Genomic DNA, 13,973 nt, shown 5'->3' on the forward strand with positions numbered 1-13,973 from the left:
GTCGCGAGGATGCAAAATGAAGATTAGAAAATCCACGGCTGGTATAAAAAATTACCATCCCTGAAGCTAAGGAACTCATCTTGCTAAACCCGATCGTACAAAAATTCCAGTATGGCCAGCATACCGTCACTCTCGAAACCGGCATGATGGCTCGCCAGGCCACAGCGGCCGTTATGGTAAGCATGGATGACACCGCTGTTTTCGTCACCGTTGTTGGTCAGAAAAAAGCAAAACCAGGTCAGGGCTTTTTCCCGCTGACCGTAAACTACCAGGAGCGTACCTACGCTGCTGGCCGTATTCCAGGCAGCTTCTTCCGCCGTGAAGGCCGTCCAAGCGAAGGCGAAACGCTGACCTCACGCCTGATTGACCGCCCAATCCGTCCGCTGTTCCCGGAAGGTTTCGTTAATGAAGTGCAGGTGATTGCTACCGTGGTCTCCGTTAACCCACAGGTTAACCCAGATATCGTGGCGATGATCGGTGCTTCTGCTGCGCTGGCGCTTTCTGGCCTGCCGTTCAACGGTCCTATCGGCGCTGCACGCGTGGGTTACCTGAACGATCAGTACGTACTGAACCCAACCAGCGATGAGCTGAAAGAGAGTAAGCTGGATCTGGTTGTTGCCGGTACCAAAGGTGCCGTGCTGATGGTTGAATCTGAAGCCGAGCTGTTGAGTGAAGATCAGATGCTGGGCGCGGTGGTATTCGGCCATGATCAGCAGCAGATCGTCATTGATAACATCAATGCGCTGGTCGCTGAAGCGGGCAAACCACGTTGGGACTGGCAGCCAGAAGCCGTCAACGAAGCGCTGCGTTCACGCATTACCGCACTGGCAGAATCACGCCTGAGCGATGCTTACCGCATTACTGAAAAGCAGGAGCGCTACGCTCAGGTTGACGTCATCAAATCTGAAACCTCTGCCGCGCTGCTGGCAGAAGACGAAGCGCTCGATGCTGCTGAAATCAGCGACCTGCTGCACGCGCTGGAAAAAGACGTGGTGCGTAGCCGCATTCTGCGTGGCGAACCGCGTATTGACGGCCGTGAAAAAGACATGATCCGTGGTCTGGACGTGCGCACCGGCGTGCTGCCGCGTACCCACGGCTCCGCGCTGTTCACCCGTGGTGAAACTCAGGCGCTGGTTACCGCTACCCTGGGTACAGCCCGTGATGCGCAGAACCTTGATGAGCTGATGGGCGAGCGTACTGATAACTTCCTGTTCCACTACAACTTCCCTCCGTACTCTGTGGGTGAAACCGGCATGGTCGGTTCGCCGAAGCGTCGTGAAATTGGTCACGGTCGCCTGGCGAAACGCGGCGTGCTGGCCGTGATGCCAAAGGGCGATGCTTTCCCGTACACCGTGCGCGTAGTGTCTGAAATCACTGAATCAAACGGCTCCTCTTCTATGGCGTCCGTCTGTGGTGCTTCTCTGGCGCTGATGGATGCAGGCGTGCCGATCAAAGCCGCTGTAGCCGGTATCGCTATGGGCCTGGTGAAGGACGAAAACAACTTCGTGGTGCTGTCTGACATTCTGGGTGATGAAGATCACCTGGGCGATATGGACTTCAAAGTAGCCGGTAGTCGTGAAGGGATCACCGCGCTGCAGATGGACATCAAAATTGAAGGTATCACCCGCGAAATCATGCAGGTGGCTCTGAACCAGGCTAAAGGTGCGCGCCTGCATATCCTGGGCGTGATGGAACAGGCTATCAGCGGACCGCGTGGCGATATCTCTCAGTTTGCTCCACGCATCCACACCATCAAAATCAGCGTTGATAAAATTAAAGACGTGATCGGTAAAGGTGGCTCAGTGATCCGTGCTCTGACGGAAGAAACCGGCACCACCATCGAAATCGAAGATGACGGCACGGTGAAAATCGCCGCTACCGACGGTGATAAAGCTAAGTTTGCTATTCGTCGTATCGAAGAGATCACCGCAGAAATCGAAGTGGGTCGCATCTACAACGGTAAGGTGACGCGCATCGTGGACTTCGGCGCCTTCGTCGCTATCGGCGGTGGTAAAGAGGGTCTGGTACACATTTCTCAAATCGCTGACAAGCGTGTAGAAAAAGTGACAGACTATCTGCAGATGGGTCAGGAAGTGCCGGTAAAAGTGCTGGAAGTTGACCGCCAGGGCCGAGTACGCCTGAGCATCAAAGAGGCAGGCGAACAGGCTCAGCCTGAAGCCGAAGCCGTTCCTGCTGCACCAGAAGCCGAATAAGCAACACTGATGAATTCTCCGCGCTCTTCGAGTGCGGAGAGTTTTTAAACGCGAGGGCGGGACGACCTCGTCGATGGCAAGCGGGTAACAGGATGTTCTTCCCAATGTTTGTTTTCGGGAGTGGTAAATGAAGCCATTTTTGCGCTGGTGTCTTGTTGCGACGGCTTTATCCTTAGCTGGATGCAGTAACACCGATTGGCGTAAGAACGAAGTTTTGGCAGTGCCTTTGCAGCCTACGCTGCAACAGGAAGTCATTCTCGCTCGCATGGAACAAATACTTGCCAGTCGGTCATTGACCGATGATGAACGCGCACAGCTGTTATATGAGCGCGGAGTGTTGTATGATAGTCTCGGTTTGAGAGCACTGGCGCGAAATGATTTTTCACAAGCGCTGTCTATCAGACCGGATATGCCTGAAGTATTCAATTACTTAGGCATATACTTAACGCAGGCAGGCAACTTTGATGCTGCCTATGAAGCGTTTGATTCTGTACTTGAGCTTGATCCAACTTACAATTATGCGCGTTTAAATCGCGGTATCGCCCTGTATTACGGCGGAAGATTTAAACTGGCGCAAGATGATCTGCTGGCGTTTTATCAAGACGATCCTAACGATCCCTTCCGCAGCCTGTGGTTATATCTCACCGAACGTGGGATAAATGCCGACCGGGCTAAAGTCGCGCTGAAGCAGCGTTACGATAAAGCGGTTAAGGAGCAATGGGGATGGAATATTGTCGAGTTCTACCTGGGCAACATCAGCGAAAAAACGCTGACAGAACGGCTCCAGGCGGACGCAACGGATAACACCTCGCTCGCTGAACATCTCAGTGAAACCAACTTCTATTTAGGTAAGTACTACCTAAGTCTGGGGGAGAAGGACAACGCAGAAGCGTTGTTCAAGCTGACGGTCGCCAACAACGTTCACAACTTTGTTGAGCATCGATATGCATTGTTGGAGCTGGCGCTACTCGGCCAGACACAAGACGATTTATCAGAATCTGACCAGCAATAGCTGACGAACTTTTATTGCCCGAATTTTCGAAAAGTCATCATCTTAGCGGATGAGGGCACTTTTGTTCGTCGAAACCACTAATTTGAGCCGGTTCACACTTTTTGATGAAAATGACTGAAAATTTTCACGACGAGTTATGTAGACTGGCCGCCGCAATCTAAGAGGCACGTGTACTACATGACTGATATCCAAACTACTTTCGCTGACCTTGGCCTGAACGCCGACCTCCTTGAATCACTGAACGGCATGGGCTACGTAAAGCCATCCCCAATCCAGGCTGAGTGTATTCCTCACCTGCTGGCAGGTCGTGACGTGTTAGGTATGGCGCAGACCGGGAGTGGCAAAACTGCAGCATTCTCGCTGCCACTGTTACATAACATCGATCCAACGGTTAAAGCACCACAGATCCTGGTGCTGGCACCTACCCGCGAACTGGCGGTACAGGTAGCTGAAGCCGTCACTGATTTCTCTAAACATATGCGCGGTCTGAACGTTGTTGCCCTTTACGGCGGCCAGCGTTACGACGTGCAGCTGCGCGCTCTGCGCCAGGGCCCACAGGTTGTTGTCGGCACGCCTGGCCGTCTGCTTGACCATCTGAAACGCGGCACGTTGGATCTGTCCAACCTGCGCGGTCTGGTGCTGGACGAAGCCGATGAAATGCTGCGTATGGGCTTTATCGAAGACGTTGAAACGATCATGGCGCAGATCCCAGACGGTCATCAGACCGCGCTGTTCTCTGCCACTATGCCAGAGGCGATTCGCCGTATTACCAAACGCTTTATGAAAGATCCGCAGGAAGTGCGCATCCAGTCAAGCCTGACTACACGTCCTGACATCAGCCAGAGCTACTGGACTGCCTACGGCCGTAAGACCGATGCACTGACCCGCTTCCTGGAAGCAGAAGACTTTGATGCAGCGATTATTTTCGTGCGTACCAAAAACGCGACGCTGGAAGTTGCCGAAGCGCTTGAGCGCAACGGTTATAACAGCGCCGCGCTGAATGGTGACATGAATCAGGCACTGCGTGAGCAGACGCTGGAGCGCCTTAAAGATGGCCGTCTGGATATCCTGATTGCCACCGACGTTGCTGCCCGTGGTCTGGACGTTGAGCGTATCAGCCTGGTCGTTAACTACGACATTCCAATGGACGCAGAATCTTACGTGCACCGCATCGGCCGTACCGGTCGTGCTGGTCGTGCCGGTCGTGCCCTACTGTTCGTTGAGAACCGTGAACGTCGCCTGCTGCGTAACATCGAACGCACCATGAAGCTGACCATTCCAGAAGTTGAACTGCCAAATGCAGAACTGCTGGGTGAGCGTCGTCTGGCTAAGTTCGCCGCTAAAGTTCAGCAGCAGCTGGAAAGCAGCGATCTGGAACAGTACCGTGCGCTGTTGTCTAAAATGCAGCCGGAAGACGAGCTGGACATCGAAACCCTGGCCGCAGCTCTGCTGAAAATGGCTCAGGGCGAACGCCCGCTGATCGTTCCTGCCGATGCGCCACAGCGTCCGCGCCGCGAGTTCCGTGAGCGTGACGAGCGTCGCGGTGACCGTCCTGACCGTGGTCCACGCGAAGCGCGTGGCGAAGCACCGCGCGATGGCGACCGTCCACGTCGTGAACGTCGTGACGTTGGCGATATGGAAGTGTACCGCATTGAAGTGGGCCGTGATGATGGCGTTGAAGTTCGTCACATCGTTGGTGCTATCGCTAACGAAGGTGATATCAGCAGCCGTTACATCGGTAACATCAAGCTGTTTGGTACGCACTCCACCATCGAGCTGCCAAAAGGTATGCCGGGCGATGTGCTCCAGCACTTTACCCGCACGCGTATTCTCAACAAACCGATGAATATGCAGCTGATTGGTGATGCACAGCCGCGTAGCAACGAACGTGGTGGTGAGCGTCGTCCTGGCGGTCCTGCGCGCGGTGGTTTCGGCGCCGGTCGTGAAGGCGGTCGCGGTGCTGAAGGCGGCGGTCGTCGTTTCAGCAACGATCGCGGTGGTGAACGTCGTCCAGCGGGCAACCGTGGTCCTCGTCGCGAAGAAGGCGGCAGTGCACCAGCACGTCGTCGTGATGCGTAATCACTGACAGCCGTAAAAAAAACCAGCCTTCGGGCTGGTTTTTTTATGGGCGTAATCCAGTAAAAATGGGTGGTATCAGAGCATGTTACGTGCCTGCATGGCCAGCTTGAAGGAAGTGAGGCGAGCGGTACTGTCAAAAATTTGACCGTTAACCATGATCTCATCCGCTGCCGTCTCACGGATCAGCGCCGCCAGCCCGTGACGTACTTTTTCTTTGTCACCAACTATCGACATACTCAATGCCTGCTGCACACCATATTGCTCTGCTGGTGACCACAAATGATCCATGCTGGCTACCGGTGCCGGTAATGGCCCCGGCCTGCCGCGCCGCAGGTTGATAAACTGCTGCTGCATTGAGGTAAACAGGTAGTTCGCCTCACGTTCACTGTCGGCGGCCACAACGTTGACGCACACCGTCGCATAAGGCTTCTCCAGCCGTGCTGATGGCTGAAACTTCTCACGATAAAGGTGGAGCGCCTGTAACAGCATTTCAGGGGCGAAGTGTGAGGCGAACGCAAACGGCAGCCCCAGCCGTGCGGCCAGCTGCGCGCTGTACAAACTTGAACCCAGTAGCCAGACCGGGATATGCAGTCCCTTGCCCGGCACGGGCTGCACCGCCAGGTCAGCCTCGTCTGCTGCATCGAACCAGCTGATTAATTGAGCCACGTCTGCGGGAAAGTTATCTTCCCGCACGCCGTTATGGCGGCGCAACGCCATCATGGTCTGCTGATCGGAGCCCGGGGCGCGGCCAAGACCCAGATCGATACGACCTGGGTAGAGCGATTCGAGGGTACCAAACTGTTCGGCAATCACCAGCGGGGCATGGTTAGGCAGCATAACCCCACCTGAACCGAGGCGCAGAGTTTGTGTATTGGCCGCCAGATAGCCAATCAGCACGGAGGTCGCCGCGCTGGCAATCCCTGTCATATTATGATGCTCGGCCAGCCAGTAGCGGTGATAGCCGAGTTTTTCTGCCTGCTGCGCCAGCGCCAGTGAAGTATGAAATGCTTCACTTGCCGTGGCACCTTGCGGGATTGGCGCAAGGTCGAGCAGCGAAAGCGGTACGGATTTTATCTCAGACATAGTGGCTCACTTATTTTAGAGGCATAACTGAGGTGCATGTAAATTAGCAGGGTACGGTATCTGCGCACATTGTGATTGTCCGTTTCGAGCACTCTTTAGAAAAAAATGGCGGCCAAAAGTGTGTTACACGGCAGGATGCTTTTAGTAACGAACAACATTTTGTGCGAATTAAGCACTCATTTTTTTAGGTCATCGTCTCATCTGCTTTAGGGGAGAAATAATGTCAAAAGGCGTGTCGGGTAAGCCGATACTGTGCGTTTATGCACATCGGAGACGGTCCAATAAAAAACGTGCTGGCAGAGGTTTTGTACTAATCTGGTCACGATGCTACAAAAGCCAATATGGCTAATGTTAATATTTTCACTGCGCCTGACGGGCATCGTAGCGTTTGGCGTTTACCGGTGCCGCAGGACATGGGGCAGGCTGTTTCAGCTGGGGGCAATGGGTAAAAAAACAGGACGATTTAATCTGCGGCGACTCATCATCTATTGATAAGCGGGCTATTACAGGTTAAAAGCGATAGCTGTTCCTTTACCTGATGGCAACAGCCATTTGCCAGCGCTCTCAAGTTGGCCCTCGGATGATTATAACAGGATTTGAATGGGTGCCGACACCGTTGCGCATCGGGCTTATACAACCGGCTGATATTACTAAGGCCTGAATGAAAAGGACGCGAATTCCCCGGTGGATCGCGCAGGTATAGCATGTTAATTCGCACAGAAATTGGCATTGATGCCGCCAGCATTGATGCCCTGCTGCGCCGCAGCTTCCCGACCTCCGCCGAAGCGGAGCTGGTACAGCAGCTACGTGAAGACGGGTTACTGACTTTGGGGATGGTTGCCACCGATGATGAAGGTCAGGTTCTGGGCTATGCGTCATTCAGCCCGGTGACCGTTAACGGCGAAGAGCAGCAATGGGTTGGACTGGCGTCGTTGGCGGTCGATGACAGCGTGCGTAAGCAGGGTCTTGCATCGCGTTTGATTGACGAAGGGCTGGATACCTTAAATGAATTCGGCTACGCCGCTGTGGTTGTGCTGGGCGATCCGGCTTACTACCAGCGCCGCGGTTTTGAGCCTGCGGTACGTCACCAGCTACGCTGCCGCGGCCACGGCACGGAAGAGACCTTCCTGGTCTACGGGCTGTCGGATGAGGCTTTCAACGGCGTGTCGGGTTATATCGCGTATCCGTCGCCCTTTGATCGACTCTGATCGGCAAACCACTGGATCAGTGAGACGGGCTGCTGTTCCGTCAGCCTGACCTTCTGCGGTCTTTTAAGCCGCTTGACCCGGTATTCCAGCTTTGATGCCAGAGAGCGGTCGCCCGCTGCGCAGTGAAATACCAGCTCAAGCGGCCCTTTACCGCGCAGCGCTTTGGCACCTTTTCCATCCTGGTGCTGGGCGAATCGTCGCGCCACGTCCAGGGCGATCCCGGTGTAGAGCACGCCGCCAGCGGTACGCACAATATACAAATGCCATTCGGCGTGAGAAACGGTGTCCATAGATTAACCCGGCGCAATCATAATCATGATACTGTAACGCAAAGTCTGTTAAACAGGCTACGACTGACGCAGCCCGGCATTTTATACCTGGCTGCATGATCAAATGACTGACCTATTCAGGAAGAAAGATGGCCACTTTGCAACTCTTACTCGCCTTTGCCAGTTATTTTTTTACCAGCTGCGCGATGGTACTGGTGTTCCTGTTGATCTATACGCGCATCACCCCACACAACGAATGGCGTCTGATTAAGGCCAATAATCTGGCGGCGACCTGGGGATTTATCGGTGCTTTGCTGGGCTACATCATCCCTTTGGCCAGCGTGGCGATTAACTCCGTCAACCTGCTGGATTACCTGCTATGGGGTGCGGTGGCGCTGGTCGTGCAGCTGCTGGTTTTCACCGCCGTTCGTCTGTTTATTCGCGACATCAGTCAACGTATTGAGGAAAACCAGCATGCCGCAGGACTCTTTCTCGGCGCGGTGTCACTTGGCGTGGGCATCCTGAACGCGGCCTGCATGACCTACTGACTTAGCGCAGTTGATGAATAACCTGGTTGCTGCTGCCACGCCACGGCAGCGCCGGGTCTTTCAGCGCCAGAATAAATTTCCCGTCTATCAGCACGTTGATTTCGTTGATAACCCGCCGCTGGCTGTCGTCCAGCTCCTGCAGCCGGTAGCCGGTCCACATCCAGATATCTTTACCCGAACATTCGCGCCTGACCCGGCGTAGCAGGCGACCCACATCGGCCAGATTGGCCGGGTGCAGCGGATCGCCGCCGGATAACGACAGCCCCTGACGAATAATGCGCGTATCGTTAAGGTCGGCAATCAATTGTTCTTCCATTTCAAGGGTAAACGGCTGCCCGGAGTTTAGCCGCCAGGTACTTTTATTGTAACAACCCCGGCACCGATGCACGCAGCCGGCCACGAACAGCGTACAGCGCGTACCGGGACCATTCACCACGTCCACAGGATAGTATTGATGGATATTCATTCTGCCTGACCTGAGGACTGATGTTTCACCCGGCGTTTGACCTCTTCCTGCTTGCCCGCGTTAAAAGGGCGTGCGTCCGGACTGCCAAGATAGCCACACACGCGGCGGGTCACCGAAAGGCGGCTGCTGTTGCCGTTGGCGCAGTTTGGGCAGGTAAAGCCTTTGCTGGTGCAGGTGAATTCGCCGCGAAAACCACATTCGTAGCATTGGTCGATCGGGGTATTGGTGCCGTAATAGGGTACCCGGCCGTAGCTGTAATCCCATACGTCTTCCAGGGCTTTAAGGTTATGCTCCATGTTGGGGTACTCGCCGTAGCAAATAAAACCGCCGTTGGTCAACGGGGGATAGGCGGCCTCGAAGTCGATTTTGTCGTAAGGGTTAACCTTTTTCTCCACGTCGAGATGGAAGCTGTTGGTATAGTAGCCTTTGTCGGTTACCCCTGGCACCACGCCAAACTCGGCGGCATCAAGCCGGCAGAAGCGATCGCACAGGTTTTCACTCGGCGTGCTGTACAGGCTAAAGCCGTAGCCGGTTTCCCGTTTCCACCGGTCGACGGCCGTGCGCATATGGGCGACGATCTCCAGGCCTTTGGCACGCAGTCGTGCATCATCATAGGGATGCACGCCGCCGCCGCTGAGTGCATTCAGCGTTTCATGTATGCCGATATAGCCCAGCGAAATTGAGGCGCGCCCGTGCTTAAAAATGGCTGCAACAGGCTCATCGGCCGTTAAGCGTACCCCGCAGGCGCCCTCCATATACAGGATCGGGGCGACGCGGGCCTTTACATTTTCCATCCGGGCGATGCGCGTCATCAACGCCTTTTTCGCCAGCAGCAGACGCCGATCGAGCAGCGTCCAGAAATGGCCTTCGTTCCCGTGCGCTTCCAGCGCGATGCGCGGCAGATTAAGGCTGATGACGCCGATATTGCAGCGACCATCATGAACGGGTTTTCCCGCCTCCTGATAATCGTCGAGGAAGCTGCGGCAGCCCATCGGCGTTTTAAACGAACCGGTCACGGCGACCACCTGTTCATAATTAAGGATATCGGGATACATACGTTTGCTGGCGCACTCCAGCGCCAGCCGCTTGATATCGTAGTTGGGCTCGCCGGCGTGGCGGTTCAACCCGGCTTTAATGGCGAATACCAGCTTGGGAAAGACCGCCGTTTTATGATTTTTACCCAGCCCGGCAATGCGGTTACGCAGGATAGACTGCTGGATCAGTCGTGCCGCCCAGCTGGTGCCGAGGCCAAAGCCGAAAGTGACAAACGGCGTTTGACCGTTGGCGGTATGCAGCGTATTGACTTCATACTCCAGCGACTGAAAGGCGTCATAACACTCCTTTTCGGTGCGTGAACGGGCGTAGGCTTCGGCGTCGGCAATCTGCCATTGATGGGCAATGGCTTGATGCCTGGCGAGGCTGGCGTCAACGAACGGAGCCAGTACCTCATCGATGCGATTAATGGTAGTGCCGCCGTAAATATGGCTGGCGACCTGCGCAATAATCTGTGCGGTCACGGCGGTGGCGGTTGAGATCGATTTCGGCGTTTCGATCCCGGCGTTACCCATATTGAAGCCCTGGGTTAGCATGCCGTGCAGGTCGATCAACATGCAGTTGAACATCGGGAAGAAGGGTGCGTAATCAAGATCGTGGTAGTGGATCTCGCCGCGCTCATGAGCGTCAACCACATCTCGTGGCAGCATATGCTGCCGTGAGTAGTGTTTGGCGACGATCCCGGCTAACAGATCGCGCTGGGTGGGGATAACCTTACTGTCTTTATTGGCATTTTCATTCAACAGCGCGGTTTCAGTTTGGTCAATCAGGCCACGGATCTCACTATTTAACCGCCCCTGGCGTTCCCGCGCCACGTCGCGATCGTGGCGATACTCAATATAGCGGCGTGCCAGTCGTGGATAGCGGCCGGCCATCAGCAGATTTTCCACGGCCTGCTGTACTTCGTTAATGTCTACCTGCTGGCGGTTGCCCAGCGCGGCGCTAATCTGGCTGGCTGCGCTGGTGCAGTAATCGTCGTCGTCAATATTTGCTGCTTTTGCCGCCGCACGAATTGCGGCTTCGATGCGCGCAGGATCGAATACCACTTTGCAGCCATCGCGTTTGATCACCTGAGTTAACACTGTGGATCTCCTGAATGGTGAAACTATATATGGGGGTTTTATCTATATTAATGCCTATATATAGCGTTTTGCTGCAGTTTAACTGCCGTTTTATTGACCTGCGGCAAAGTCAGTGAGGATCTCTCATTCACCCGCACAGCGCTGCCGATAATTTTTTTTGCCCCTCCGGCGTGCCGTGACGGTTGCATTCAACCATAAGGAGTCACTACTATTGCCGGTTGCTGTGGAGCGAAACCATTTCGCTCTGGTTACTCTGGGATACTGCCCAATGTCGTCCGTTGCTTATAACGAAAAACAGGTCATTCGCTGGCTTGGTGCGCGCACCGTGGCCCGGGCGCGGGATCTGATTGCCAACGTACAGCATATTCAGTGGCAAAATACTCTGCTAACCGGAGAAGTGCCGGGGCGAAAAGCAGAGCCGTTTAGCGTGATTGTTCATTTCAGCCGTCCGCAGGGCAAACTGCTCGCCAGCGGCGAGTGCAGCTGTGCGGTAAAGAACAACTGCAAACATGTGGCTGCGCTGATGTTAGCGCATCTACAAATGCGCCAGCCACAGCCCGTCATCGCCATCGACACGATCCAGGCGGTGCCGATACCCGTGCTGCAACTCCAGTCCTGGGCTAAATTTATCAGCGGCTACGGCCATTATGGCCACCGACAAAAACGTCTTGATTTTGCCGCGGTCAGTTTTGACTATGCCGGGGTGAAAGTGGATGCCGGCAGCCAGGCCGAGAGCTTTGCCGACCGTAGCGGGAAGCGTTTCCAGGTTCAGCGTCTGGCGGATGACGAGCAGCACTGGCTGTCACAGCTGGACAGTACCGTGCTGAATAACATTCCCTCCGGGCATATTTATACCCCGGCTCCGCTTCCCGATACGATATTTGCGCCCGCATCGCCCGCCGAGTGGCGTGAATTCATTAAAAAGGGCCTGCCGGATCTGCGCAAACGCGGCTGGCGTATCAGCATGGAAGATGATTTTACCTGGAATATCACCGAGGTGGATAACATCGAAGGGCGTGCCGTTCAGGGGGAGGATGGCGGGTTTAACCTTGAACTTGCGATGAAAATTGGCCGCCGCCGCGTGCGGCTGGAGCCGCTGCTGGCAGGGCTTTTCGCGCGCGATCGACGCTGGATGTCCGGCGATCTCTCGTTAATCCCAGACGATGAACAGATCGAAATACGTGATAAATATCAGCAGCGTCTGGCGTTCCGTGCTTCCCAGCTCAAGCCGCTGGTGGGGAACCTTATCGACCTGTTTACCCACGGCGAAGCGATGCCGCTGCGTCTGGGTGCCTGGGATATCGGCCGTCTTAGCGAAGCGGACGATCGCGGCCGCTGGATCTTTGACGGCGAAAACGCGGTTTTTCAGCTGGCAGAGCGGCTAAGCGGTCATACGGGCGTACAGCCGGTCGCGGCACCGGTTGGGCTGCGGGCAACGCTGCGCGACTATCAGTTGCAGGGCGTAAGCTGGATGCAGTTCCTGAGTCAGCACCAGCTGGCTGGCGTGCTGGCTGACGATATGGGCTTAGGCAAAACCATTCAGACGCTGGCCCATCTGCTGCTGGAAAAAGAGGCGGGGCGGCTCGATCGACCGGCGCTTATCGTGGTGCCAACCACCCTGGTGCACAACTGGTGCTGCGAAGCCGCCCGCTTTGCGCCCGGGCTCAGGGTGTTGGCGCTAACCGGCCCGCAGCGCAAAGACTTTTATCAGCGGCTTGAGCAGTATGATGTCGTGATCTCCACCTATTCGCTGTTATGGCGCGATCAGCCGCAGCTGGTGGCACAGCACTACCACCTGCTGATCCTCGATGAAGCGCAGTATGTGAAGAACAGCAGCTCACGCGCGGCGTCGGTCATTCGGACTCTGAAAACACGCCATCGCCTCTGTCTGACCGGAACCCCGCTGGAAAACCATCTTGGCGAACTGTGGTCGCAGTTTGATTTTCTGCTGCCGGGCTTTCTGGGCAGCGAACGCGATTTCACCCAACGCTGGCGCATTCCGATCGAGCGGCAGGGGGATGCCGTGCGGCGCGAACTGCTGGCGAAACGCGTGCGGCCATTTATGCTGCGTCGGCGTAAGCAGGAGGTCGCAAAGGAGCTGCCGCCTAAGAATACCATCGTGCGCAGCGTGGCGCTGGACGGGGCACAGCGTGAACTGTATGACGATGTTCTCGAGGCGATGCAGGACCGCGTTCAGCTGGCGGTCCAGCAGCAGGGAGCGGGGCGCAGCCACCTGCTGGTGTTGGATGCCCTATTAAAGCTACGCCAGATCTGCTGCGATCCGCGTTTGCTGTCCGATCCTCGTGCGGAGAAGGTCCGTCACTCGGCCAAGCTGGCGCTGCTGCGTGAAATGCTGCGTGACCTGCTGGCGGAAGATCGGCGGATCCTGATCTTCTCGCAGTTTACCACCATGCTGACGATCATCGCCGGGGAGCTGCAAAAGGCACATATCCCGTTTGTGACCCTGACCGGTTCTACCCGCGATCGCAATGAACCGGTACGCCGTTTCCAGCAGGGTGAGGTTCCGGTATTCCTGATCAGCCTGAAGGCGGGCGGCGTGGGGCTGAACCTCACGGCGGCAGATACGGTGATCCACTACGATCCCTGGTGGAACCCGGCAGCGGAAAACCAGGCGACCGATCGTGCTTATCGCCTCGGACAGGATAAGCCGGTATTTGTTTACAAGCTGATTGCTGCCGACACCATCGAAGAAAAGATCGTCGCCTTACAGCAGCAAAAAGCCGATCTGGCCGAAGAGATCCTCAGTGATGGGCTAAGTGAACCCGCCAGCTTTAGCCAGCAGGATATCACCGATCTGTTTGCACCCTGATTTACCTGCTCTCACCCTAACCTTGCCGCGCCATGTGGCAGCACGTTGCTGGCCGCGGATCTGCCGTTGCGAGCGTTAAGATGGGGCCGTCACTCGTGGCCGTGACAGGAAATGAGTGCATCTGTGGTGC

General features: G+C 55.6%; 11 protein-coding genes. 7 read left to right on the plus strand and 4 right to left on the minus strand.

Going from position 1 to position 13,973, the window contains the following annotated elements; genetic code table 11:
- Positions 1 to 80 precede the first annotated feature (80 nt).
- The 4 genes from pnp (at position 81) to ETA_RS02895 (ending at position 5,304) form a co-directional block, all read left to right on the plus strand.
- Positions 81 to 2,213 (plus strand): polyribonucleotide nucleotidyltransferase, encoded by a 2,133-nt coding sequence (gene pnp / locus ETA_RS02885; protein ID WP_012440112.1) that lies wholly within the window; start codon positions 81 to 83, stop codon positions 2,211 to 2,213.
- 127 nt (positions 2,214 to 2,340) lie between these two features.
- Positions 2,341 to 3,225 carry a lipoprotein NlpI gene (gene nlpI / locus ETA_RS02890; protein WP_012440113.1) on the plus strand — a complete coding sequence of 295 codons (885 nt, stop codon included), beginning with the start codon at positions 2,341 to 2,343 and terminating at the stop codon, positions 3,223 to 3,225.
- A gap of 104 nt (positions 3,226 to 3,329) precedes the next feature.
- On the plus strand, positions 3,330 to 3,386 hold the full coding sequence (yrbN, locus tag ETA_RS20640; protein ID WP_100229640.1) for a protein YrbN: 57 nt from the start codon (positions 3,330 to 3,332) through the stop codon (positions 3,384 to 3,386).
- A gap of 16 nt (positions 3,387 to 3,402) precedes the next feature.
- Positions 3,403 to 5,304, plus strand: a complete 1,902-nt coding sequence (locus ETA_RS02895) for a DEAD/DEAH family ATP-dependent RNA helicase (RefSeq protein WP_042958560.1) — start codon at positions 3,403 to 3,405, stop codon at positions 5,302 to 5,304.
- A 75-nt stretch (positions 5,305 to 5,379) separates the two neighbouring features.
- Here the strand turns inward: ETA_RS02895 and ETA_RS02900 are convergent, their stop codons facing one another.
- A complete protein-coding gene (locus ETA_RS02900) occupies positions 5,380 to 6,387 on the minus strand; it encodes a luciferase-like monooxygenase (RefSeq protein ID WP_012440115.1) in 1,008 nt (335 codons plus the stop codon).
- Between the two features lie 704 nt (positions 6,388 to 7,091).
- Here ETA_RS02900 and ETA_RS02905 point away from each other — a divergent pair.
- Positions 7,092 to 7,595 (plus strand): GNAT family N-acetyltransferase, encoded by a 504-nt coding sequence (locus ETA_RS02905; RefSeq protein ID WP_012440116.1) that lies wholly within the window; start codon positions 7,092 to 7,094, stop codon positions 7,593 to 7,595.
- On the opposite strand, the gene ETA_RS02910 is transcribed toward ETA_RS02905, so the two are convergent.
- On the minus strand, positions 7,559 to 7,885 hold the full coding sequence (locus ETA_RS02910) for a GIY-YIG nuclease family protein (protein WP_012440117.1): 327 nt from the start codon (positions 7,883 to 7,885) through the stop codon (positions 7,559 to 7,561). The two genes, ETA_RS02905 and ETA_RS02910, sit on opposite strands and share 37 nt — an antisense overlap.
- A 128-nt stretch (positions 7,886 to 8,013) precedes the next feature.
- Between ETA_RS02910 and ETA_RS02915 the strand changes: the two genes are divergently transcribed.
- Positions 8,014 to 8,412: a DUF350 domain-containing protein gene (locus ETA_RS02915; protein ID WP_012440118.1), complete on the plus strand. Its 399-nt coding sequence runs from the start codon at positions 8,014 to 8,016 to the stop codon at positions 8,410 to 8,412.
- Between the two features lies 1 nt (position 8,413).
- On the opposite strand, the gene nrdG is transcribed toward ETA_RS02915, so the two are convergent.
- Both nrdG and nrdD read right to left on the minus strand, forming a co-directional pair.
- Positions 8,414 to 8,878 (minus strand): anaerobic ribonucleoside-triphosphate reductase-activating protein, encoded by a 465-nt coding sequence (gene nrdG, locus ETA_RS02920; protein ID WP_012440119.1) that lies wholly within the window; start codon positions 8,876 to 8,878, stop codon positions 8,414 to 8,416.
- On the minus strand, positions 8,875 to 11,013 hold the full coding sequence (nrdD, locus tag ETA_RS02925) for an anaerobic ribonucleoside-triphosphate reductase (RefSeq protein WP_012440120.1): 2,139 nt from the start codon (positions 11,011 to 11,013) through the stop codon (positions 8,875 to 8,877). Before nrdD ends, nrdG begins: the two co-directional genes overlap by 4 nt.
- 268 nt (positions 11,014 to 11,281) lie before the next feature.
- On the opposite strand from nrdD, the gene ETA_RS02930 reads away from it, so the two are divergent.
- On the plus strand, positions 11,282 to 13,843 hold the full coding sequence (locus ETA_RS02930; protein ID WP_042958562.1) for a DEAD/DEAH box helicase: 2,562 nt from the start codon (positions 11,282 to 11,284) through the stop codon (positions 13,841 to 13,843).
- Positions 13,844 to 13,973 lie beyond the last annotated feature (130 nt).

Source organism: Erwinia tasmaniensis Et1/99, assembly GCF_000026185.1.
Classification (GTDB): Bacteria; Pseudomonadota; Gammaproteobacteria; order Enterobacterales; family Enterobacteriaceae; genus Erwinia; species Erwinia tasmaniensis.